The sequence below is a fragment of the Pseudomonas sp. TE3-3-F2023 genome, from assembly GCF_036784815.1.
GTDB classification, from domain to species: Bacteria; Pseudomonadota; Gammaproteobacteria; order Pseudomonadales; family Pseudomonadaceae; genus Aquipseudomonas; species Aquipseudomonas pudica.
Map to the genome: position 1 here is coordinate 494,012 of NZ_CP145113.1, position 22,868 is coordinate 516,879.

Genomic DNA, 22,868 nt, shown 5'->3' on the forward strand with positions numbered 1-22,868 from the left:
CGCGGGCACGCCCGCTCCCACAGGTACCGCGTCGCTCTCGCGGGCAGCGCCATACCTGTGGGAGCGGGCGTGCCCGCGAAGGGGCCGGTACCGCCACTACAAGTCTTCGATCAGCCCTCGCTCCCTCAGCCCCCGCATTGCCCCTTCCATCGTCCGCATCCCGTCCGCACCACCCGCCTGCATCACCGAACACAACTGCGCCATCCGTCCTTCCCGAACCAGATTACGCACCGCTGGCGTTACCACCAGCACTTCCCGCGCAGCAACTCGACCACCGCCCGCACGCCTGACCAGCACCTGCGCCACCACCAGGCGCAACGACTCGGCCAGCATCACCCGCACCAGTGGCTTCTCTTCTGCAGCGAACACCTCCACCAACCGGTCAATGCTGTTGACCGCCGAACGCGTATGCACAGTCGCCAACACCAGGTGCCCGGTCTCGGCCGCACGCAAGGCCAGGCGAATGGTTTCCAGGTCGCGCAGCTCACCGATCATGATCACATCCGGATCCTGGCGCAGGGCACTGCGCAGCCCTTGGGCGAACCCACCGCAATGGCGGCCGACCTCGCGCTGGTTGACCAGGCTGCGCTGGCTGCTGTGGATAACCTCGACAGGGTCTTCGAGGGTGATGATATGCAGAGCCCGATCGCGGTTCAGTTGGTCGAGCAGTGTCGCCAAGGTGCTGGACTTGCCGCTCCCGGTCGGTCCACCAACGAGGATCAAGCCATCGCTGCACTGCGCAACAGCTTGAAACACATCCCCCAGGTCAAGTTCATCGAGTGTGGCGATATGCCCCGGAATCAGGCGAAAGGTGGCCGCAGGGCCATGCAACTGGCGAAACAGATTCAGCCGAAAGCGCCCCAGCATCGGCAGTTCCAGCGCAAGGTCCAGCTCATCACCCTGGGCCCACTGTCGGCGCTGGTCTTCATCCAGCATGGGCGCCATGCCCTCGGTCAAGGCAGCCGGGCCCAAGGTCGGCAGTGCCATGCGCTGCAGCTCGCCATCCAGGCGCAACATCGGTATCTGGCCCGCCGCCAAGTGCAGGTCGGAAGCCCCCGCATCCACGGCCCGGGCCAACAGTTCGGTCACATCCATGAGACTCCCCAAAGGCCTTCAAGTAGGTAGAATGCCGCAACCCCCACAGCCGCCGGCATCAGTCCATGTCCACCCTAGCAGACAACCTTTCCGCTATTTACGCCCGAATCGCCAGCGCTGCCCAGGCTGCCGGGCGTGATCCGGCCAGCGTCCAGTTGCTGGCCGTGAGCAAGACCAAGCCAGCCAGCGCCATCCGCGAGATCCACGCCGCCGGTGTGTGCGATTTCGGGGAAAACTACCTACAGGAAGCGCTGACAAAGCAGCAGGCTCTCAGCGACCTACCCTTGATCTGGCACTTCATCGGCCCCATTCAGTCGAACAAGACCAAAGCCATTGCCGAGCATTTCGATTGGGTACATTCCGTGGACCGCCTGAAAATCGCCCAGCGCCTGTCGGAGCAGCGCCCGGCCGGGCTGGCGCCACTGAACATCTGCCTGCAGGTGAACGTCAGCGGCGAAGACAGCAAGTCCGGCTGCGCACCCGCCGACCTGCCGACCTTGGCCAAGGCGGTAGCAGCACTGCCCAACCTGCGCCTGCGCGGGCTGATGGCCATCCCGGAACCTACCGATGACCGCGCCGCCCAGGAAGCCGCCTTCGCCACCCTGCGCCAGTTGCAGGAAGGCCTGGGCCTTGGCCTGGACACCCTGTCCATGGGCATGAGCCACGACCTGGAAGCGGCCATCGCACAGGGTGCGACCTGGGTGCGTATCGGTACCGCCCTGTTCGGTGCCCGCGACTACGGGCAGCCCTGATTCCATGCTTTACTCACTCTTTCCCACAAGGACCTGACATGAGCAAGACTCGTATTGCCTTTATCGGCGCCGGCAACATGGCCGCCAGCCTGATCGGTGGTCTGCGTGCCCAGGGCCTGGACGCCTCGCAGATCCGCGCCAGCGACCCGGGCGCCGAGACCCGCAGCCGCATCCAGGCCGAGCACGGCATCGAAACCTTCGAGAGCAACGCCCAGGCCATCGACGGCGCCGACGTCATCGTCCTGGCGGTCAAACCGCAGGTCATGAAAGCCGTGTGCCAGACCCTGCAACCGAACCTGCAGGATGGCCAGCTGATCGTTTCCATCGCCGCCGGCATCACCTGCGCCAGCCTGCAAAGCTGGGTCGGCGCTCGCCCGGTGGTGCGCTGCATGCCCAACACCCCGGCACTGCTGCGCCAGGGCGTAAGCGGCCTGTACGCCACCGCGGAAGTATCCAGCGAACAACGCCAGCAGGCCGAGCAACTGCTGTCGGCCGTGGGGACCGCCCTGTGGCTGGAGCAGGAGCAGCAACTGGACGCCGTGACTGCCGTTTCTGGCAGCGGCCCGGCATACTTCTTCCTGCTGATCGAAGCAATGACCGCGGCAGGCGAAAAGCTTGGTCTGCCACGTGAAACCGCCTCCCAGCTGACCCTGCAGACAGCCCTGGGCGCCGCACGCATGGCGGTTGCCAGCGATGTCGATGCCGCCGAACTGCGCCGGCGTGTCACATCGCCTGCCGGCACCACCGAAGCGGCGATCAAGTCGTTCCAGGCCAGCGGCTTCGAAGCCATTGTCGAACAGGCGCTGCAGGCTGCGGCTACGCGTTCCGCCGAGCTGGCCGAACAACTGGGCAAATAAGGAGCCTTAGATGAATGCACTGTCCGGCGCCGCGATCTTCGTGGTGCAAACCCTGGTCAGCCTGTATCTGGTGATCGTCCTGCTGCGCTTCGTCCTGCAGCTGGTCAAGGCCAACTTCTACAACCCGCTGTGCCAGTTCGCCGTGCGTGCCACGCAGCCGCTGCTCAAGCCGATTCGCCGGGTCATCCCCAGCGTCGGTGGGCTGGATACCTCTTCGCTGCTGTTGTCGGTGGTCATCCAGGCGCTGCTGATGGCATTCGTGCTGATGGTGACCTACGGCACCTTCGGTGACATCCTGCACCTGCTGATGTGGGCCATCATCGGTATCACCTCACTGTTTCTGAAGATTTTCTGGGTAGCGATGATCGTCATGGTGATCGTGTCCTGGGTTGCTCCCAACAGCCACAACCCGGCAGCCGAACTGGCCTACCAGATCAGCGAACCAGTGCTGGCACCGTTCCGCCGCATCGTGCCCAACCTGGGCGGCATGGACATCTCGCCGATCTTCGCCTTCCTCGCGATCCAGGTGATCCAGTCGTTCGTAATGCCGCCGCTGGCCGCCTACGCCGGCATGCCACAAGAGCTGTGGCGGATGATCTGAGCCTCACCTGACCCTGGTTGCTTCCAGCGGCAAGCCTCTGCTTGCCGCTGGGGGTAGCGCTCTTTAGACTTACGCCTCCGTCAAGCGTGAGCAGGGTCGATGTCCACTGTCTTTCCCGAAGATTCCGTCGGTCTGGTAGTACCGCAAACCGCCCGGTTCGATGAACCGCTGGCACTGGCCTGTGGCCGCTCCCTGGCCAGTTACGAACTGGTCTACGAGACCTATGGCACCCTGAACGCCAGCGCGAGCAACGCCGTGCTGATCTGCCATGCCCTTTCCGGCCACCACCATGCCGCTGGCTACCATGCCGCCACCGACCGCAAGCCGGGCTGGTGGGACAGCTGCATCGGCCCTGGCAAGCCGATCGACACCAACCGCTTCTTCGTGGTCAGCCTGAACAACCTGGGCGGCTGCAACGGCAGCACCGGCCCCAGCAGCGTCAACCCGGCCACCGGCAAGCCCTATGGCGCCGACTTCCCGGTGCTGACCGTGGAAGACTGGGTGCACAGCCAGGTGCGCCTGGCCGAGCGCCTCGGCATCCAGCAGTGGGCTGCCGTGGTCGGAGGCAGCCTGGGTGGCATGCAGGCGCTGCAGTGGACCATCAGCTACCCCGAACGGGTGCGCCATTGCGTCGACATCGCCTCGGCGCCCAAGCTGTCGGCACAGAACATCGCCTTCAACGAAGTGGCACGCCAGGCCATCCTCACCGACCCCGAATTCCACGGTGGTTCGTTCCAGGACCAGGGCGTGATCCCCAAGCGCGGCCTGATGCTGGCGCGCATGGTCGGCCACATCACCTACCTGTCGGACGACTCGATGGGGGAGAAATTCGGCCGTGAGCTGAAGAGCGACAAGCTCAACTACGACTTCCACAGCGTCGAATTCCAGGTCGAGAGCTACCTGCGCTACCAGGGCGAGGAGTTTTCCGGGCGCTTCGACGCGAACACCTACCTGCTGATGACCAAGGCGCTGGACTACTTCGACCCTGCCGCCGCCCAGGGCGGTGACCTGGCGGCCACCCTGGCCCACGTCAAGGCGGATTACTGCATCATGTCGTTCACCACCGACTGGCGCTTCTCCCCGGCCCGTTCGCGCGAGATCGTCGACGCCCTGATGGCCGCGCGCAAGAACGTCTGCTATCTGGAGATCGACTCGCCTTACGGGCACGACGCCTTCCTGATCCCAACGCCTCGCTACATGCAGGGTTTCTCGAACTACATGAACCGCATTGCCATCTGAGGACAGCATGAGAGCCGATCTGGAAATCATCCACGACTGGATCCCCGCCGGCAGCCGGGTACTCGACCTGGGCTGCGGCAGCGGCGAACTGCTGGCCTCGCTGCGCGACCGCAAGCAGGTCACCGGCTATGGCCTGGAGATCGACGCCGACAACATCGCCGCCTGCGTGGCCAAGGGCGTCAACGTCATCGAGCAGGACCTGGACAAGGGCCTGGGCAACTTCGCCAGCAACAGTTTCGACGTGGTGATCATGACCCAGGCCCTACAGGCCGTGGAGTACCCTGACCGCATCCTCGACGAGATGCTGCGCGTGGGCCGCCAGTGCATCATCACCTTCCCCAACTTCGGCCACTGGCGTTGCCGCTGGTACCTGGCGACCAAAGGCCGCATGCCGGTTTCGGACTTCATGCCGTACACCTGGTACAACACGCCGAACATCCACTTCTGCACCTTCGCCGACTTCGAGGAACTGTGCCACGAGCGCCGCGCAAAGGTGCTCGACCGCCTGGCAGTGGACCACTTGCACCGCAACGGGTGGGGTGGCCGGCTTTGGCCTAATCTTCTAGGTGAGATCGGCATCTACCGCGTCAGCAGCCCGGGCCTGCAAGAACATCAGCTCGCGGTCTGACGCCTACCGGAGGAATCACCCCATGCGTCGCCTAGCCCTGTTCCTGATCAGCCTGTGCCTGGCCCTGCCGGTACTGGCTGCCGATGCTGCCCGCCCCGAGCGCAAGGAAGTGTTTGGCGACGTGACGGTGCACTACAGCGCGTTCACCTCGAGCATGCTGACACCGGAGGTGGCCGCAGCCACCGGCCTGGTACGCAGCAAGAACCAGGGCGTACTCAACATCGCCGTGCTCAAGGCCAACAAGCCCGCCACGGCTGTGGTCAGCGGCACGGTCAAGGACCTGACCGGGCGCAGCAGCCCATTGTCGTTCAAGCAGATCACCGACCAGGGCGCGGTTTACTACATCGCCCAGTTCAAGATCGACCAGGCAGAGACCGTCACCTTCGACCTGAATATCGAAACCGGCGGCATCAGCAACTCCCTCAGCTTCAACCAGGAAGTGTTCCCAGGCGAATGATGAATTTCCAGCAACTCGTATTGGCCAGCCATAACGCCGGCAAACTCAAGGAACTCCAGGCCATGCTCGGCGCGTCCGTGCAGCTGCGCTCGATCGGCGAGTTCAGCCAGGTCGAGCCGGAAGAGACCGGCCTGTCGTTCGTCGAGAACGCCATCCTCAAGGCGCGCAACGCTGCTCGCATTTCCGGTCTGCCGGCCTTGGCCGATGATTCGGGCCTGGCGGTGGACTTCCTCGGCGGCGCGCCAGGCATCTACTCGGCGCGCTATGCCGACGGCAAGGGTGACGCGGCGAATAACGCCAAGCTGCTTGAAGCACTGAAAGACGTGCCTGAAGCCGAGCGCGGCGCACAGTTCGTTTGCGTCCTGGCACTGGTGCGCCACGCCGACGATCCGCTGCCGATCCTGTGCGAAGGCCTGTGGCACGGGCGCATCATGTTCGAGGCCAGTGGCGAGCACGGGTTTGGCTACGACCCGCTGTTCTGGGTACCGGAGCGCAACTGCTCCAGCGCCGACCTGGCCCCTGTGGACAAGAACCAGCTCAGCCACCGCGCCCGCGCCATGGCCCTGCTGCGCCAACGCCTGGGCCTGGCATGATCGAAACGCTGTCCCCCCCCGGCGCGGCAAGTTTCACCAGCCTGCCGCCGCTGGCGCTGTACATCCACATCCCGTGGTGCGTACGCAAATGCCCTTACTGCGACTTCAACTCTCACGCTGCCGGGCCTGAACTGCCGGAGGATGCCTACGTCGCCGCCCTGCTGACCGACCTCGACCAGGAACTGGCCGCCGTGCAAGGACGGCCGATCAGCTCGATCTTCTTCGGCGGCGGGACCCCGAGCCTGTTCAGTGCCGACGCCCTTGGCCGGCTGCTGCGTGGCGTGGAACAACGTATCCCGTTTGCGCCGGACATCGAAATCACCCTGGAGGCCAATCCGGGCACGTTCGAGCAGGACAAGTTCAAGGCCTACCGGCAAACCGGCATCAATCGTCTTTCCATTGGTGTGCAAAGTTTCCAGCCAGCCAAACTGCAGGCGCTGGGGCGTATCCACAATGGCGATGAAGCGGTCCGCGCCGCCGGCATGGCGCGCGCCGCCGGCTTCGACAACTTCAACATGGACCTGATGCACGGCCTGCCCGACCAGTCGCTCGACGATGCGTTGGGTGACCTGCGCCAGGCCATCGACCTGGGGCCGACGCACCTGTCGTGGTACCAGCTGACCGTGGAGCCGAACACGGTGTTCTGGAACCAGCCACCCGAGTTGCCCGAGGACGACATCCTCTGGGACATCCAGGAGGCCGGCCAGGCACTGATGGCCGAGCACGGCTTCCGCCAGTACGAGGTCTCGGCCTATGCCCAGGCTGGGCGCGCTGCCCGGCACAACCTCAACTACTGGCGCTTTGGCGACTTCATCGGCATCGGCGCCGGTGCCCACGGCAAGCTGACCTTCGCCGACGGGCGCATCCTGCGCACCTGGAAAACCCGCCTGCCCAAGGATTACCTGAATCTGGCCAAGCCGTTCAAGGCCGGCGAAAAGCAGCTCCCAGTCGAAGAACTGCCGTTCGAGTTCCTGATGAACGCCCTGCGCCTGACCGATGGGGTGGAAGCCGAACTGTTCACCCAACGCACCGGTTTGCCGCTGGCGCAACTGCATGAGGCACGCCGCGCGGCCGAACAAAAGGGCCTTTTGCAGGTCGAACCGGATCGACTAGTGGCCACGCCAAGGGGCCAGTTGTTCCTCAATGACCTGCTGCAGTATTTCTTGACCTAAGGATGACCCATGGATCTGGTACTTGATTTGCTCGCGACGGTTTCTCGCTGGAGCCGCAGCAACCTGTCGGAGATTTCACTGGCCTTGGTAGGCTGCCTGCTGGTGCTGTTCGGCACCGATATCAAGGGCTGGGTGGAACAGCGCCTGGGCGGCCTGGCGGGCGCCCTGCGCGTACCGTTCATGGCCTTGCTGGTTATGATCGGCAGCGGTGCGGCGCTGATCTATGCAACGCCTTGGGTGGTGAAAGGGCTGAGCCAGTTCAACAACTATGCGCTGGCGCCGGTGTTGCTGGTGGTACTGGTGCTGATCGGGGTGGTGGCGGATCGACGGGGCTGAGCCACGGCCTTGCAGGAGCAACTGTCTTGCTCAAAATTTAAATGCGCATGCGGTCACTGTGGGAGCGGGCATGCCCGCGAACACCGGCAAAGCCGGTGCCATCCACCGCGTCGCCTGTTTCGCGGGCACGCCCGCTCCCACAGAAGTCCCGAACGCTCTTGAGCACAGTCATAAAAAAACCGCCCTTCTCAAGACGGTTTTTTTTCGCCTGCATTTCTGCAGGCATCAGCATATTGAAAGGCCGATCAGCCGATCAATCCACCTTTTCGAACTTCAAATCCCAAACCCCATGGCCCAACCGCTCGCCGCGGCGTTCGAACTTGGTGATCGGGCGCTCTTCCGGCCGTGGCACGTAGGTACCGTCGGCCGCACGGTTGCGATAGCCCGGGGCAGCGCTCATCACTTCCAGCATGTACTCGGCATATGGCTCCCAGTCGGTAGCCATGTGGAACACACCACCGGGCTTGAGCTTGCGCCGTACCAGCTCGGCGAACTCCAGCTGGACGATGCGGCGCTTGTGGTGACGCGCCTTGTGCCATGGGTCGGGGAAGAACAGCATCAGGCGGTCGAGGCTGTTGTCCGCCACGCAGCGGTTCAGCACTTCGATGGCATCGCAGTCATATACCCGCAGGTTCTTCAGGCCTTGGGTCAGCACACCGTTGAGCAGCGCGCCAACACCCGGGCGGTGTACTTCCACACCGATGAAGTCCTGCTCAGGCGCGGCAGCAGCCATTTCCAGCAGGGAATGGCCCATGCCGAAGCCGATCTCCAGGGTGCGCGGCGCCGAACGGCCGAACACCTGGTCGTAGTCCACCGGGCTGTCGGCCAGCGGCAGGATGTACAGCGGGCCGCCCTGCTCCAGGCCACGTTGCTGGCCTTCAGTCATGCGCCCAGCGCGCATCACGAAACTCTTGATGCGGCGGTGCGGGCGGGCTTCGCCGTCAGTGGTGATCGGCGTATCGTGCGATTCAGTCATCAGGGGCTCTTACTTGATCAGACCATCCAGCGGCGAAGAGGCGCTGGCATAGAGTTTCTTCGGCATACGGCCGGCCAGGTAGGCCATGCGACCGGCAACGATGGCGTGCTTCATGGCCTCGGCCATCAGCACCGGCTGCTGGGCGTGGGCGATGGCCGAGTTCATCAGCACCGCTTCGCAGCCCATTTCCATGGCGATGGTGGCGTCGGACGCGGTACCCACGCCAGCATCGACCAGCACCGGCACCTTGGATTCCTCCAGGATGATCTGCAGGTTGTAGGGGTTGCAGATACCCAGGCCGGTACCGATCAGGCCAGCCAGCGGCATGACCGCAATGCAGCCGGCTTCGGCCAGCTGGCGGGCGATGATCGGATCGTCGCTGGTGTAGACCATCACATCGAAACCATCCTTGACCAACACTTCGGCGGCCTTGAGGGTTTCGATCACATTGGGAAACAGGGTTTTCTGGTCGGCCAGCACTTCCAGCTTGACCAGGTTGTGGCCATCCAGCAGTTCGCGGGCCAGACGGCAGGTGCGCACGGCTTCGACCGCGTCATAGCAGCCAGCGGTGTTCGGCAGGATGGTGTAGCGGTCCGGTGGCAGCACATCGAGCAGGTTCGGCTCGCCCGGATTCTGGCCGATATTGGTGCGGCGCACGGCAACGGTGACGATCTCGGCACCCGAGGCTTCGATAGCCAGGCGGGTTTCTTCCATGTCACGGTACTTGCCGGTACCGACCAGCAGGCGCGACTGGAAAGTACGCCCGGCCAGGGTGAAGGGCTTGTCGCTACGAACGTTGCTCATGGTTGTTCCTCGGGAAAAGGTTGCTGGGCTTGCAGGTGAATCGCCGGCCGGAATCAGCCGCCACCGATGGCGTGGACCACTTCGACCTGGTCGCCATCATTCAACAGCGTGCTGTCGTGCTGGCTACGCGGCACGATATCCAGGTTCAGTTCCACCGCGACGCGGCGCCCGGTCAGCTCCAGGCGGGCCAGCAGGGCCGCGACGCTTTCGCCAGCGGGCAATTCGTAAGGTTCACCGTTCAGTTGAATGCGCATGCGCACGGCCACCATTGTTCTTTGGGGCCCGCATTCTAGCGCCGAACCGCCCCGCAACCCAAGGGCGCTGCACGCCATTAGTCGCGATTGTGGACCACTCGGTCAACCGAGCCGCCAGGCTGCCAGGCCCAAGCACAGCCAGCCGGCGAGGAAGCACAGGCCACCAATCGGAGTGATGATGCCCAGCTTGCCCAGGCCGCTGAGGGTCAGCAAGTACAGGCTACCGGAGAACAGCACTATCCCCACGGAAAACAGGCCGCCAGCCCAGCCGACCAGCCGCCCTGGCAGGTGAACCGAGAGAACGGCGACAGCAAAGATGGCCAAGGCATGTACCAACTGGTAGGTCACACCAGTCTGGAAGATCGCCAGATAATCGGCCGTCAGTCGGCTTTTCAGGCCGTGGGCGGCAAATGCACCCAAGGCGACACCGGTGAAGCCGAAAAAGGCGGCAAGCATCAGGAAGCTGCGAAGCATGGGACGACTCCTTGGATCGGGTCTGTATAATGGCCCCTTCCACCCGTACGGCCAAGCCATCGCCATGCTGCCAACCCTTCTCCGCCGCCTCTCCCGCGCCCTGCTCTGGTTCGCTGCCGGCAGCATCGTGCTGGTGCTGGTGTTCCGCTGGGTGCCACCACCCGGTACGGCGCTGATGGTCGAGCGCAAGGTGCAGTCCTGGGTGAATGGCGAGCCGATCGACCTGCAGCGCGACTGGGAGCCGTGGGAGAATATCTCCGATGACCTCAAGGTCGCGGTCATTGCTGGCGAGGACCAGAAGTTCGCCAACCACTGGGGGTTCGACATCCCGGCCATCCAGGCGGCGCTGGCCTACAACGAGCGCGGCGGCAGCATTCGCGGTGCCAGCACCCTGACCCAGCAGGTGGCCAAGAACCTGTTCCTGTGGTCCGGGCGCAGCTGGTTCCGCAAAGGGCTGGAGGCCTGGTTCACCGCGCTGATCGAGCTGTTCTGGTCGAAGGAGCGGATTCTCGAGGTCTACCTGAACAGTGCCGAATGGGGCAAAGGGGTGTTTGGCGCCCAGGCGGCAGCGCGCTACCACTTTGGCGTCGATGCTAGCAGGCTTAGCCGCCAGCAGGCGGCGCAGCTCGCGGCAGTGCTGCCGAGCCCGATCAAGTGGAGCGCCAGCCGGCCGAGTGCCTACGTAGCCAGCCGGGCCAGCTGGATTCGTCGGCAGATGAGCCAGTTGGGCGGGCCCAGCTACCTGATGCAGCTCGACACTTCGCGCAAACTTTGAGCCTTATGGGGCTGCTGCGCAGCCCATCGCGACACAAGGCCGCTCCTACAGGGGATCGCAGTCTCTTGTAGGAGCGGCCTTATGTCGCGAAAGGGCCAAAGCGGCCCCAAAATCTCCCAGCCAATAAAAAAGCCGCTCACCCTATCCGGGCCAGCGGCTTTTCCTTGCAGCCAGGGCTCGATCAGGCCGCGATCAGCGCCTTGACCTTGTTCATCGCATTCTTCTCAAGCTGGCGAATCCGCTCAGCAGAAACGTTGTACTTGTCCGCCAACTCGTGCAACGTGGCCTTCTCCTCTGCCAACCAGCGCTGGTAGAGAATGTCGCGGCTACGTTCGTCCAGCCCTTGCAGTGCTTCGTGCAGGTTGCTGGTGGAGTTGTCGCTCCAGTCGGCATCCTCAAGCTGCACCGCCGGATCGTAGCGGTGGTCTTCCAGGTAATGCGCAGGCGACTGGAAGGCACTGTCGTCGTCAGCTTCCGCTGCCGGGTCGAAGGCCATGTCCTGGCCGCTGAGGCGGCTTTCCATCTCGCGCACTTCACGCGGCTCCACGCCCAGGCTTTCCGCCACGCGGTGCACTTCGTCGTTGTTCAGCCAGGCCAGACGCTTCTTCTGGCTGCGAAGGTTGAAGAACAGCTTGCGCTGGGCCTTGGTGGTGGCCACCTTGACGATGCGCCAGTTGCGCAGGATGAACTCGTGGATCTCTGCCTTGATCCAGTGCACGGCGAACGACACCAGGCGCACGCCCATTTCAGGGTTGAAGCGCTTGACGGCTTTCATCAGGCCGACGTTGCCTTCCTGGATCAGGTCGGCCTGGGCCAGCCCGTAGCCGGCATAGCTACGAGCGATATGTACGACGAAACGCAGGTGGGCCATCACCATTTGACGAGCGGCCTCGACATCCTGCTCATAATAGAGACGCTCGCCCAGATCACGCTCCTGCTCGACAGTCAGCAGCGGAATGCTGTTGACCGTGTGCACGTAGGCTTCCAGGTTTGCACCGGGCACCAGGGCATATGCAGGTTGCAACGATGTGGTCATTCAAGAACCTCCGACTTACAGAACTCACGCCTTGTGGGCGCTGCCAACATTGACCTGGAACAACGGTACAAGTTCCATAGTGAAGAATTTGTCAATGCTGGCACGTAAAAACTATCGCGGCGCCAGCTCGTTCAGATGGCGGGCCACTGCGATCCATGCACCGATATACCCCAACAGCACCGCTCCGATCAAGAGCGACAGACCATCGGACGCCGGCACCCCGCCCAGGGCGAAGTCGCTGCCGTACAGCCCGGACAGCCCTACCACCGCCTCATTCAGCCAGTTCAGGCCAAACGCCAGTATGCCCCATGCGATCACACCTGCGCCCAGGCCATACAGTGCGCCCATATAGAGGAAAGGCCGGCGTACGTAGGCGTCTGTGCCGCCGACCAGTTTGATCACTTCGATCTCGGTACGGCGGTTTTCAATATGTAGACGAATTGTGTTACCGATTACTAACAACAGGGCAGATATCAGCATCACGGCCAGGCCGAAGACGAAGCGGTCACCCAGCTTGAGAATGGCCGCCAGGCGCTCGACCCAAACCAGGTCGAGTTGCGCAACTTCCACCCGTGGTAGCTCCGACAGGCGCTGACGCAAGGCTTCCAGGGCCGGTTTGTCAACTTCGGTAGGGGTCACCACTACCACGCCAGGCAGCGGGTTGTCAGGGAGTTCACGCAGGGCTTCGCCCAGGCCGGACTGCTGCTGGAACTCCTCCAGCGCCTGCTCGCGGCTGACATACTGCGCGTCGGCCACGCCGGGCATGCCCTTGATCTCGTCGCGCAGCGCCTCGCCTTCGCGGCTGCTGGCATCAAGCTTGAGGTACAGCGAAATCTGCGCGGCGCGCTGCCACGAGCCGCCAAGCTTCTCGACGTTCTTCAGCAGCAACGACAGGCCCATGGGCATGCTCAGCGCCACCGCCATCACCAGGCAGGTGAAAAAGCTGCCGATCGGCTGCTTGCCCAGCCGGCGCAGGCTGTCAGCCATGCTGGCACGGTGGCTTTCCAACCAGGCATGCAGCAGCGTGCGGAAATCCGGGCCGTCATCGTCGTCGTGCTTTTTCTTCGCCGGTTGCGGGTCGGCCGGCTTCGGCGCAACCCGCTCGGAAACCTTTGGCGTACGTGTAGTGCTCATTGCCCGGCCTCCCCATCGCCGATCAAGCGGCCGCGCTGCAAGGTCAGCATGCGGTGGCGCATGCGCGCAATCAGTGCCAGGTCGTGGCTGGCGATCAATACCGTGGTACCCAGTCGGTTGATGTCCTCGAACACCCCCATGATCTCCGCGGCCAGGCGCGGGTCGAGGTTACCGGTGGGTTCGTCGGCCAGCAGCAGGGCTGGCTGGTGGACGATGGCGCGGGCGATGCCCACCCGCTGCTGCTGCCCGGTGGACAGATCGGCAGGAAACAGCTCGCCCTTGTCGGCCAGCGACACACGCTCCAGCGCCGAGTCCACGCGCTTGGCGACCTCGGCCTTGGACAGGCCGAGAATCTGCAGCGGCAAGGCGATGTTGTTGAACACCGTGCGGTCGAACAACAGCTGGTGGTTCTGGAACACCACGCCGATCTGCCGGCGCAGGAATGGGATCTGCGAATTGCTGATCTGGCCCAGGTCCTGTCCGGCCAGCATCAGCTTGCCGCTGGTCGGGCGTTCCATGGCCAGCAGCAGGCGCAGCAAGGTGCTCTTGCCCGCGCCCGAGTGGCCGGTGACGAACAGGAATTCGCCCCGGCGCGCCCGGAAACTCAGCTCATGCAAACCCACATGACCATTGGGATAGCGCTTGGCAACCTGTTCGAATCGGATCATGTTCAGTCTCGCTCGGCGAACAGAGCCTTGACGAACGGCTCGGCTTCGAAGGTACGCAGGTCGTCGATGCCTTCACCGACACCGATGAAGCGGATCGGCAGCTTGAACTGCTTGGCCAGGGCAAAGATCACCCCGCCCTTGGCAGTGCCGTCCAGCTTGGTCAGGGCAAGACCGGTCAGTTCGACGCTCTGGTTGAAGTACTTGGCCTGGCTGATGGCATTCTGGCCGGTGCCAGCATCGAGTACCAGCAGCACTTCGTGCGGCGCCTCGGCGTCGAGCTTGCCGATGACCCGGCGGACCTTCTTCAGCTCTTCCATCAGGTTGTCTTTGGTGTGCAGACGGCCAGCGGTGTCGGCGATCAGCACATCGACACCACGAGCCTTGGCGGCCTGTACGGCATCGAAGATCACCGAAGCGGAGTCGGCGCCGGTGTGCTGGGCGATCACCGGGATCTGGTTACGCTCGCCCCACACCTGCAGCTGCTCGACCGCAGCAGCACGGAAGGTGTCGCCAGCAGCCAGCATCACTTTCTTGCCTTCGAGCTGCAGCTTCTTGGCCAGTTTGCCAATGGTGGTGGTCTTGCCGGCGCCGTTCACACCGACCACCAGGATCACATAGGGCTTGTTCTGCGCCTGTACCACCAGCGGCTGCTCGACCGGGCGCAGCAGCGCAGCCAGTTCTTCCTGCAACGACTTGTACAGGGCATCGGCGTCGGCCAGCTGCTTGCGGGCAACCTTCTGGGTAAGGTTCTGGACGATGGTCGAAGTGGCTTCCACACCAACGTCGGCAGTCAGCAGGCGGGTTTCGATCTCGTCGAGCAGGTCGTCGTCGATGACCTTCTTGCCCAGGAACAGGCTGGCCATGCCCTCGCCGATGCTGGCGCTGGTCTTCGACAGGCCCTGCTTGAGGCGGGCGAAAAAGCCGGGCTTGGCCTGCTCGGCCTGTGCGGGGACCGGGGCTGCAGCCACAGGGGCAGCAGGCTCTGGTGCTGGGCGTTCCGGGATGGCGGGCGGCGCTTTGGGCTCCAGATCCGGCACCAGGGCCACGGGCTCTTCGGCAACCGGCAGCACCAGGTTGCTGACCGGTGCGGCCGATTCGACGACCGGGGCTGGCTCGACCGGCGCCGCCTGCAAGGGCATTGACGCGACCGGCTGCGGTGCAGGTGCCACCAGCGGCTGGGACGCGACCGGCTCGGGTTCAGGGGCCTGCAACGGTTGGGAAGCAACCGGTTCGGGGACAGGGGCCTCGACCACCGGGGATTGGACGGGTGCGGCGACCTGCTGCGGTTCTGTCAGCTGCGGAGCCGCGGGGGCCTGAACCGGTTCAGGGGCCTGTGGCACTTCGGCGGTAGAACCCTCGACCGGAGCGGCTGCAGGCTGCTCGACGGCTGGGGGTTCATCCGCGGGCACTTCCGTTGCCACGGGTTGCTGCGGTTTCTTGCGAAACCAGCTGAACAGGCCTTTCTTCTCACCAGCCTCGGCTGGCGCTTTTTTGTCGTCGTTGGAACCAAACATGGAAGACGGCTATCTCAGGGTAGCGATGGGCCAGCTATGGCGCATCGGGAATTCTCTCTACGCAGAACAGACTATCTTGAAGCCGGCTGGTTCATGCGCAACGTTTTGTCTTAGTGTCCTGCGGGCCAGAACGGCGACAGGCATGGTCGCCAGGCAACCGGATCAGTATCCTAGCACCTCCTGGCCCGCCGACGCTAAACCAGCGGGCCGCCGAACAGGTTAAACACCGTATGAATGCTCTAGCCCGCCGCGCCGCTGGCCTGTTGCTCGGCACGCTCTGCCTGCCGCTCGCGGCTTTCGCCGCCGATGTGCAACCCACCCACGAATTCATCCTCGACAACGGCCTGAAAGTAGTCGTGCGCGAGGACCACCGCGCCCCGGTTGTGGTCTCGCAGATCTGGTACAAGGTTGGCTCCAGCTACGAAACCCCTGGCCAGACCGGCTTGTCCCACGCGCTGGAACACATGATGTTCAAGGGCAGCGCCAAGGTCGGCCCTGGCGAGGCCTCACGTATCCTGCGTGACATTGGCGCCGAAGAAAACGCTTTCACCAGCGACGACTACACCGCCTATTACCAGGTACTGGCCCGCGACCGCCTGCCAGTGGCCCTGGAGCTGGAGGCCGACCGCCTGGCCAGCCTGCGCCTGCCCGCCGACGAATTCAGCCGTGAAATCGAGGTAATCAAGGAAGAACGCCGCCTGCGCACCGACGACCAGCCCAACGCCAAGGCGTTCGAGCTGTTCCGCGCCATGGCCTACCCGGCCAGCGGCTACCACACCCCGACCATAGGCTGGATGGCCGACCTGGAGCGCATGAAGGTCGAGGAACTGCGTCACTGGTACGAATCCTGGTATGCCCCCAACAACGCCACCCTGGTGGTGGTCGGCGATGTCACCGCCGATGAGGTCAAAGGCCTGGCGCAGAAGTACTTCGGCAGCATCCCCAAGCGTGCCGTGCCGCCGGCCAAGTTGCCGCTCGAACTGGCCGAACCAGGCCAGCGCCAGCTGACTCTGCACGTGCGCACCCAGTTGCCGAGCCTGATCTACGGTTTCAACGTACCTGGCCTGTCCACCGCCAAGGACCCGCGTACGGTGCATGCCCTGCGCCTGATCTCGGCGCTGCTCGACGGCGGCTACAGCGCCCGCATGCCGGCACGCCTGGAACGTGGCCAGGAGCTGGTGGCCGGTGCTTCTTCCAGCTACAACGCCTTCACCCGCGGCGACAGCCTGTTTCTGATCTCGGCCACACCGAATGTGCAGAAGCAGAAAACCCTCGCCGATGTCGAAGAAGGCGTCTGGCAGCTGCTGGATGAGCTCAAGACCACCCCACCCAGCGCCGAAGAGCTGGAGCGCGTACGCGCCCAGGTCATTGCCGGCCTGGTCTACGACCGCGACTCCATCAGCAGCCAGGCTACTACCATCGGCCAGCTGGAAACCGTCGGCCTGTCCTGGAAGCTGATCGACAGCGAGCTGGACGAGCTCAAGCGCGTTACCCCGCAGGACATCCAGAACGCCGCGCGCACCTACTTCACCCGCGAACGCCTGAGCGTTGCCCATGTATTGCCCGAGGAGACCGCTCATGAGTGATCGCCGCGCACCACGCCCAACCCTGCTGGCTACGGGCATTCGCGCCCTGGCGCTGGCAGCGGTGCTGGCCGCTCCGGCCATGGCCGACAACGCCGCCAAGGCCGATACCAACGCGGCACGCCCGGCCAACACCTTGCAGTCTCTGGCCGAGCTGGATGGCAAGGCGCCCAGCCGGCGCCAGTTGAACATCCAGCACTGGAACACCGCTGAAGGCGCCCGGGTATTGTTCGTCGAGGCCCGCGAACTGCCGATGTTCGACCTGCGCGTCACCTTCGCTGCCGGCAGCAGCCAGGATGGCGACACGCCAGGCCTGGCCGCCCTGACCAACGCCATGCTCAACGAGGGCGTGGCCGGCAAGGACGTGACTGCCATCGCCGCAGGCTTCGAGGGCCTGGGGGCCGACTTTGGCAACGGCTCCTATCGCGATATGGCCGTGGCCTCGCTACGCAGCCTCAGCGCCAAGGACAAGCGCGAGCCAGCACTCAAGCTGTTCACTGAGGTGACCGGCAAGCCTACCTTCCCCGAGGACGCCTTCAAGCGCATCAAGAACCAGATGCTGGCCGGCTTCGAATACGAGAAGCAGAACCCCGGCAAGGTCGCCAGCAAGGCGTTGTTCGCCAACCTCTACGGCGACCACCCCTACGCGCACCCGAGCGATGGCACCGCCGAGAGTATCAATGCCATCAGCCCGGCACAGCTGCGCGCTTTCCATACCAAGGCCTACACTGGCGGCAATGCAGTCATTGCTCTGGTTGGCGACCTCAGCCGCAGCGAGGCCGAAGGCATAGCTGCCCAGGTATCCGCCGGCCTGCCCAAGGGCCCGGCACTGGCAGCACCGGCACAACCCGCTGAAACCTACCCGAGCCTCAACCACATCGATTTTCCGTCGTCACAGACTCACCTGATGCTCGCCGCATTAGGTATCGACCGCCAGGATCCGGATTGGCCAGCGCTGTCGCTGGGCAACCAGATTCTCGGTGGTGGCGCCTTTGGTACCCGATTGATGAGCGAGGTGCGCGAGAAGCGCGGCTTGACCTACGGCGTGTACTCGGCATTCAGCCCGATGCAGGTACGGGGCCCGTTCATGATCAACCTGCAAACCCGTGCCGAGCTGAGCGAAGGCACCCTCAAGCTGGTGCAGGGAATTCTCGCCGACTACCTCAAGACCGGCCCTACCCAGCAAGAACTGGACGACGCCAAACGCGAGTTGGCCGGGAGTTTCCCACTGTCCAATGCAAGCAATGCGAGCATCGTCGGCCAACTGGGCGCCATCGGTTTCTACAACCTGCCCCTGACCTGGCTGGAGGATTTCATGCAGCAGTCCCAGGCACTCACGGTCGAGCAGGTCAAGGCAGCCATGAACAAACACCTGTCAGCGGATAAACTGGTGATGGTCACCGTGGGCCCGAAAGTGCCACAGAAGCCGCTGCCTGCCCCCACTGACAAGCCCTCCGAGCAGCCGCTCGGGGTACCGGAGCACTAATGCCAAGATCCACCCCACCCGCCCGCCCGCAACCGGGCCAAAGCAAGGGCCAGGGCCACCTGCGCATCATCGCCGGCGAATGGCGCAGCCGCCGTCTGGCGGTGCCGGACGGCGAAGGCCTGCGGCCAACGCCCGACCGCGTGCGCGAAACCCTGTTCAACTGGCTGGCGCCCTATATCGAGGGCGCCCGCGTGCTGGACGCCTTTACCGGTAGCGGCGCCCTGGTGCTCGAAGCCCTGTCCCGCGGGGCCGAGGACGCCGTCGCGCTGGACAGCAATCCGGCGGCCATCGCCAACCTGAAGAACAACCTCGAGATCCTGCGCTGCCCGCGCGGGCAAATCCTGCAGACCGACGCCCTGCGCTACCTGCAGGGCCCGGCCAAGCACCAGTTCGACGTGGTATTCCTCGACCCGCCGTTCCACCAGAACCTGCTGGCCGAAACCTGCAACCTGCTGGAACGGAACCAGTGGCTGCGCGAACAGGCGTGGATCTATACCGAAAGCGAGGCGGCACCATCGGCTTTGCAGTTGCCGGGCAACTGGCGCCTGCATCGCGAGAAGAAGACCGGCCAGGTGCATTACGCACTTTGGCAACGGGGTTGACCCTGTAACCCTGGGCTGCCGTATTTAGTTACCACAAACCTGTCGCCTTCATGGCTGAAGCTGCTCCTCCGATTCCTGCAGGAGCACTTCAACCATGACCAACCACCACGCCCCACCCGCGCCGGCAGGCTCGGTACACACCTTTACCCTCGCCAACGGCCTGCGCGTCTACCTGCGTGAAGACAACCGCGCACCGCTGGTCAGCGTACAGCTTTGGTACCACGTAGGCTCCAGCTACGAGCCCGAAGGCCACACTGGGCTGTCCCATGCCCTGGAGCATCTGCTGTTCGAAGGCAGCAGCAAACTGGCTCCTGGCCAGTATTCCGCACTCATGAGCCACTTGGGCGGTGACCCGAATGCCTATACCTACGCCGATGCAACGGTCTTTCCGCTGACATTGCCTCGCAACCGCCTGGAGATTGCACTGGAGGCCATGGCCGACGTCATGGCCAGTGCCACCCTGAGCGACGTGCCTTTTGCCCGTGAGTTGGCTGTCGTCATGGCTGAGCGACGCGAGGATATCGACAACAGCCCCTTGGCACTGGCACTTGAACATCACCAGTTGCTGGCCTATGGCAACAGCGGCTATGGCCCCCCAGTGACCGGGCACAAGACCGACCTCGGCCAAATGACCCTGGCGGCGGCGCGCACTTGGTACCAGACCTGGTACCACCCCAACAATGCCACGCTCGCCGTGGCCGGTGACATCGCGCTGGCCCAGCTACAAAAGCTGGTGACACGACACTTTGCAGCGATCCCCGCCAACCGCCTGCCAACACGGCAAATACCAACAATGCCCTCAGGGCAGGTTCGGCGCAGCCAGACCCTGCGCTGGCATGGCCTATACACCGGAGTGGTCGTCAGCTTCAACCTTCCCAGCCAATGCACTGCGCGCTCGAGTTCACAAGCCTACGCGCTGCGCCTACTGCCGGAGATCCTTGCTGAAGGCCACGCCAGTACGCTACAGCGCCTGTTGGTGGTAGACGCTCCGCTACTGCAAGGCCTGAGAGCGACCTATGAGCCTTGGCAGCGCGGTGACAGCCTGCTGACCCTCTACGCGTTCTGCAGCCCACAAGTTACACCGGAGGCTGCCGCAGAAAGGTTGATGCTGGAAATCGAAGCGTTCCGCCAGTCGGCCCCCTCCAAGGAAGACCTTGAACGCGCCAAGGCTCGCCTGCTGGCCAGGCAGCTGTTCGAAAGGGACGACATCGGCAAACAGGCAGAGGCCATCGGCAAACAGGCCGCCTGCGGCCTGGACCCTGTTGCCCTGGACGATGAGCGGCAAGCCATCGAAGCCGTGACAGCCGAGCAGGTAGGTCTGGTTGCGTTGGAGTTCCTGACTGAAGCCCGTGCGGCCATCACCTTCATGCACCACAAGGAGAGCACCGATGAATGACATGATCGAGCGCACGCCGCAGCAGGCTGCAGCCAACGGAAACTACAGTGGCTTGGTCTCGGCCCGGGGTGTTGACCTGGACCAGCTCGAACCCCTTCGGACACAGGTGCAGACGTGGACAACGAAGGCAGGCACAGGCGTGAAGTTCGTCGAAGCCCGCGGGTTGCCTATCGTCGATGTGGTTTTACGGTTCAAGGCCGGCACGACCCAGGACTCCTTGCAACCCGGCCTGGCAGCCTTGACGCTGTACACGCTCGACGAGGGCAGCCGGCGCTACACCGGTGCCCAGCAGGCGGAGCGCATGGAGCGCCTGGGCGCGATCATGGAAAAGCAGATACGCCTGGAGCACGCAACGCTGAGCCTGCGCAGCTTGAGCACGAAAACGATACTCGAGCCGGCCTTGGAAGTGTTTACCGACCTCGTGGCACAGCCTGCTTTCCCCGCGCCGGCACTGGAGAAGATCAAGCGTCAGCTCGTGCAGCACAACGCTTCACGTGAACGGCGCCCCAGCCTACGGGCGCGCAGCGAGGCGTTTCGACATTTGTTCAAAGGCCATCCCTATGACAACCCGCTGGGCAGCACCATTCAAGGTGTGGACGCCGTCAGCCGTGAGGACTTGCGGGCATTCCACCAACGCGCCTACAGCGCCAGCAACCTGGAAATGGTGCTTGTCGGAGACCTGGCTCTGAGCGAGGCCCAAGCCATCGCGCAACAGATCAGCCAGGCTTTGCCGCAAGGCTGGTCCGCCGTCGACCTGCCAGCCGTCCCGGCAGCGACACCCGCAACCATCAACGTCGAACAGCCCGGTGCCAGCAGTGCTGTGCTGGTGGCACTGCCTATGAACGTCCCCGCCAATGACCCGGAATTCCAAGCCTTGGTCTTGGCCAGCGAAGTGCTGGGTTCAGGCCTCGAATCGCGTCTGATGGTGGAACTGCGCCAACGTCGCGGGCTGACCTACGGCATCTACAGCCATGCCTCGCCGTTGAGTTCCGGTGGGTTGTTCACCATCGAGTGGGAGGTCGCGCCACGCTACGTGCAAGCCACGCAAGAACTGGTAACAGCCGTGCTGCGCGATTTCATCGAGCACGGGCCAACCCAGGCCGAACTAAAGCTGGCACGCAAACAGCTGGCTGGGCAGTTGCTGCGTGGCATCGCGCAGAACAACAGCCTCGCAGCATTGCTTACGGAGATCACCCGGCAAAACCAACCAGAGGACCATCTGAACGGCTACATCGAACGCATCGAAAGGCTGAGCCCGGCGGATATTCGCGCGGTAATGCATCGCCGGCTTGACCTGAACTACAAGGTGCTGGTCAGTGTCGGCCCACGTGTCGTCCAGCAGCAGCTGCCAGCCACCGACCAATAGCGCAGGTACAGTGGCGCTGTTTCATGGCACTCTAGGCAGGCACATCACGAGTTGCCCAGCATGCCCAGCACCAGCGCCACATTCCGCCCGGCCATCGGCCTGTCCAACCCCCACCTGCAAACCCTGTGGGGGCCACTGTGGCGCAAGCTGCCTGAATTGCAGCGCAACCGCGAGCGGCTTTGGCTGGCCGATGGCGACTTCATCGACCTGGACTGGCTCGGCCCGCACCAACCCCACGCGCCATTGGTGATGGTGCTGCACGGCTTGACCGGCTCGTCCCACTCGCCCTACGTCAAAGGCTTGCAGCAAGCGCTGCAAGGCCGCGGCTGGGCCAGCGTGGCGGTGAACTGGCGCGGTTGCTCGGGCGAGCCCAACCTGCTGCCACGCAGCTACCATTCCGGCGCCAGCGAAGACCTGGCTGAAATCGTCAGCCACCTGCGCGCCCAGCGCCCGTTGGCGCCGTTGTATGCAGTGGGTTATTCGCTGGGGGGCAATGTGCTACTGAAATACCTGGGCGAAAGCGGTGTCGCCAGCCAGTTGCAGGCTGCGGTTGCAGTGTCGGTGCCGTTTCGCCTGGACCACTGCGCCGACCGCATCGGCCAGGGCTTTTCAAAGGTGTACCAGGCGCATTTCATGCGCGAGATGCTGGCATATGTGCAGGTCAAACAGCGGCACTTCCATGACAAGGGCCAGCATGAACGGCTGGCGACGCTGCAACGGCTGGGGCCGCTGGGCGGCCTGCGCACGTTCTGGGATTTTGACGGCAAGGTCACCGCACCACTGAACGGTTTTCGTGATGCGCACGACTACTACCGCCGCTCATCGAGCCATTTCTTCCTCGGCCAGAACCGCACACCGACGCTGATCATCCACTCCAGCGATGACCCTTTCGTCTCCGGCCACAGCCTGCCCGCGCCCCGCGAACTGGCACCGCAGACCCGCTTCGAACTGCACAGCCGCGGCGGCCACGTGGGCTTTGTCGATGGCAGCCTGCGCAACCCGGGGTATTACCTGGAGCGGCGGATTCCACAGTGGTTGGTGGAGGGCCAGTAGGAACTGCGGTTTTCATT

At 63.8% G+C, this 22,868-nt stretch carries 26 protein-coding genes; 16 read left to right on the forward strand and 10 right to left on the reverse strand.

Annotation, left to right across the window (positions count from 1 at the left end):
• Window positions 1-96: 96 nt before the first annotated feature.
• A complete protein-coding gene (locus V3314_RS02150) occupies window positions 97-1,095 on the reverse strand; it encodes a PilT/PilU family type 4a pilus ATPase (protein ID WP_338459882.1) in 999 nt (332 codons plus the stop codon).
• A 65-nt stretch (window positions 1,096-1,160) separates the two neighbouring features.
• On the opposite strand from V3314_RS02150, the gene V3314_RS02155 reads away from it, so the two are divergent.
• From V3314_RS02155 to V3314_RS02195, 9 genes are all read left to right on the forward strand, one after another.
• Window positions 1,161-1,847, forward strand: coding sequence for a YggS family pyridoxal phosphate-dependent enzyme (locus V3314_RS02155; RefSeq protein ID WP_085602016.1), 687 nt, complete (start codon window positions 1,161-1,163; stop codon window positions 1,845-1,847).
• A 38-nt stretch (window positions 1,848-1,885) separates the two neighbouring features.
• Window positions 1,886-2,704: a pyrroline-5-carboxylate reductase gene (gene proC / locus V3314_RS02160; RefSeq protein WP_046613542.1), complete on the forward strand. Its 819-nt coding sequence runs from the start codon at window positions 1,886-1,888 to the stop codon at window positions 2,702-2,704.
• A 10-nt stretch (window positions 2,705-2,714) separates the two neighbouring features.
• Window positions 2,715-3,305 (forward strand): YggT family protein, encoded by a 591-nt coding sequence (locus V3314_RS02165; RefSeq protein WP_013974619.1) that lies wholly within the window; start codon window positions 2,715-2,717, stop codon window positions 3,303-3,305.
• 99 nt (window positions 3,306-3,404) lie between these two features.
• Window positions 3,405-4,544 (forward strand): homoserine O-acetyltransferase, encoded by a 1,140-nt coding sequence (locus V3314_RS02170; protein WP_046613543.1) that lies wholly within the window; start codon window positions 3,405-3,407, stop codon window positions 4,542-4,544.
• Window positions 4,545-4,551: 7 nt separating this feature from the next.
• Window positions 4,552-5,172, forward strand: a complete 621-nt coding sequence (gene metW, locus V3314_RS02175; protein ID WP_015272149.1) for a methionine biosynthesis protein MetW — start codon at window positions 4,552-4,554, stop codon at window positions 5,170-5,172.
• Between the two features lie 22 nt (window positions 5,173-5,194).
• A complete protein-coding gene (locus tag V3314_RS02180) occupies window positions 5,195-5,629 on the forward strand; it encodes a DUF4426 domain-containing protein (RefSeq protein ID WP_338459883.1) in 435 nt (144 codons plus the stop codon).
• A complete protein-coding gene (gene rdgB / locus V3314_RS02185) occupies window positions 5,626-6,222 on the forward strand; it encodes an RdgB/HAM1 family non-canonical purine NTP pyrophosphatase (RefSeq protein ID WP_046613545.1) in 597 nt (198 codons plus the stop codon). Before V3314_RS02180 ends, rdgB begins: the two co-directional genes overlap by 4 nt.
• A complete protein-coding gene (gene hemW, locus V3314_RS02190) occupies window positions 6,219-7,394 on the forward strand; it encodes a radical SAM family heme chaperone HemW (protein WP_338459884.1) in 1,176 nt (391 codons plus the stop codon). Before rdgB ends, hemW begins: the two co-directional genes overlap by 4 nt.
• A 9-nt stretch (window positions 7,395-7,403) precedes the next feature.
• Window positions 7,404-7,730, forward strand: coding sequence for a DUF3392 domain-containing protein (locus V3314_RS02195; protein WP_003257821.1), 327 nt, complete (start codon window positions 7,404-7,406; stop codon window positions 7,728-7,730).
• A gap of 37 nt (window positions 7,731-7,767) precedes the next feature.
• Here the strand turns inward: V3314_RS02195 and V3314_RS02200 are convergent, their stop codons facing one another.
• From V3314_RS02200 to V3314_RS02220, 5 genes are all read right to left on the reverse strand, one after another.
• A complete protein-coding gene (locus V3314_RS02200; RefSeq protein WP_338459885.1) occupies window positions 7,768-7,962 on the reverse strand; it encodes a hypothetical protein in 195 nt (64 codons plus the stop codon).
• A 21-nt stretch (window positions 7,963-7,983) separates the two neighbouring features.
• Window positions 7,984-8,706: a tRNA (guanosine(46)-N7)-methyltransferase TrmB gene (trmB, locus tag V3314_RS02205; protein ID WP_085602013.1), complete on the reverse strand. Its 723-nt coding sequence runs from the start codon at window positions 8,704-8,706 to the stop codon at window positions 7,984-7,986.
• Window positions 8,707-8,715: 9 nt separating this feature from the next.
• Window positions 8,716-9,510, reverse strand: a complete 795-nt coding sequence (locus tag V3314_RS02210; protein ID WP_013974625.1) for a thiazole synthase — start codon at window positions 9,508-9,510, stop codon at window positions 8,716-8,718.
• Window positions 9,511-9,563: 53 nt separating this feature from the next.
• A complete protein-coding gene (gene thiS / locus V3314_RS02215) occupies window positions 9,564-9,764 on the reverse strand; it encodes a sulfur carrier protein ThiS (protein ID WP_003257817.1) in 201 nt (66 codons plus the stop codon).
• 102 nt (window positions 9,765-9,866) lie between these two features.
• A complete protein-coding gene (locus V3314_RS02220; protein ID WP_046613548.1) occupies window positions 9,867-10,238 on the reverse strand; it encodes a DUF423 domain-containing protein in 372 nt (123 codons plus the stop codon).
• A 64-nt stretch (window positions 10,239-10,302) separates the two neighbouring features.
• Here V3314_RS02220 and mtgA point away from each other — a divergent pair, with 64 nt between their 5' ends.
• Window positions 10,303-11,013, forward strand: a complete 711-nt coding sequence (gene mtgA / locus V3314_RS02225) for a monofunctional biosynthetic peptidoglycan transglycosylase (RefSeq protein ID WP_046613549.1) — start codon at window positions 10,303-10,305, stop codon at window positions 11,011-11,013.
• A 181-nt stretch (window positions 11,014-11,194) separates the two neighbouring features.
• Here the strand turns inward: mtgA and rpoH are convergent, their stop codons facing one another.
• The 4 genes from rpoH to ftsY all read right to left on the reverse strand — a co-directional run bounded on the left by rpoH (window position 11,195) and on the right by ftsY (window position 15,365).
• The gene (rpoH, locus tag V3314_RS02230; protein ID WP_046613550.1) at window positions 11,195-12,049 is read right to left on the reverse strand and encodes an RNA polymerase sigma factor RpoH; all 855 of its coding nucleotides are present in this window, start codon (window positions 12,047-12,049) and stop codon (window positions 11,195-11,197) included.
• Between the two features lie 111 nt (window positions 12,050-12,160).
• The gene (gene ftsX, locus V3314_RS02235; protein ID WP_338459886.1) at window positions 12,161-13,183 is read right to left on the reverse strand and encodes a permease-like cell division protein FtsX; all 1,023 of its coding nucleotides are present in this window, start codon (window positions 13,181-13,183) and stop codon (window positions 12,161-12,163) included.
• Window positions 13,180-13,851: a cell division ATP-binding protein FtsE gene (gene ftsE / locus V3314_RS02240; protein ID WP_013974630.1), complete on the reverse strand. Its 672-nt coding sequence runs from the start codon at window positions 13,849-13,851 to the stop codon at window positions 13,180-13,182. Before ftsE ends, ftsX begins: the two co-directional genes overlap by 4 nt.
• Before the next feature lie 2 nt (window positions 13,852-13,853).
• Entirely contained in the window at window positions 13,854-15,365 is a 1,512-nt protein-coding gene (gene ftsY, locus V3314_RS02245) for a signal recognition particle-docking protein FtsY (protein ID WP_338459887.1), read from the reverse strand.
• Window positions 15,366-15,595: 230 nt separating this feature from the next.
• Between ftsY and V3314_RS02250 the strand changes: the two genes are divergently transcribed.
• The 6 genes from V3314_RS02250 to V3314_RS02275 all read left to right on the forward strand — a co-directional run bounded on the left by V3314_RS02250 (window position 15,596) and on the right by V3314_RS02275 (window position 22,851).
• Window positions 15,596-16,951 carry a pitrilysin family protein gene (locus V3314_RS02250; RefSeq protein ID WP_338459888.1) on the forward strand — a complete coding sequence of 452 codons (1,356 nt, stop codon included), beginning with the start codon at window positions 15,596-15,598 and terminating at the stop codon, window positions 16,949-16,951.
• Window positions 16,944-18,434: a pitrilysin family protein gene (locus V3314_RS02255; protein WP_338459889.1), complete on the forward strand. Its 1,491-nt coding sequence runs from the start codon at window positions 16,944-16,946 to the stop codon at window positions 18,432-18,434. Before V3314_RS02250 ends, V3314_RS02255 begins: the two co-directional genes overlap by 8 nt.
• Window positions 18,434-19,036 carry a 16S rRNA (guanine(966)-N(2))-methyltransferase RsmD gene (gene rsmD, locus V3314_RS02260; RefSeq protein ID WP_284385603.1) on the forward strand — a complete coding sequence of 201 codons (603 nt, stop codon included), beginning with the start codon at window positions 18,434-18,436 and terminating at the stop codon, window positions 19,034-19,036. Before V3314_RS02255 ends, rsmD begins: the two co-directional genes overlap by 1 nt.
• Before the next feature lie 94 nt (window positions 19,037-19,130).
• On the forward strand, window positions 19,131-20,432 hold the full coding sequence (locus tag V3314_RS02265) for a pitrilysin family protein (RefSeq protein WP_338459890.1): 1,302 nt from the start codon (window positions 19,131-19,133) through the stop codon (window positions 20,430-20,432).
• 1 nt (window position 20,433) lies between these two features.
• Window positions 20,434-21,798 (forward strand): pitrilysin family protein, encoded by a 1,365-nt coding sequence (locus V3314_RS02270; protein WP_338460306.1) that lies wholly within the window; start codon window positions 20,434-20,436, stop codon window positions 21,796-21,798.
• Window positions 21,799-21,858: 60 nt separating this feature from the next.
• Complete coding sequence (locus V3314_RS02275; protein WP_046613557.1) at window positions 21,859-22,851, forward strand: hydrolase; 993 nt, start codon at window positions 21,859-21,861, stop codon at window positions 22,849-22,851.
• Window positions 22,852-22,868 lie beyond the last annotated feature (17 nt).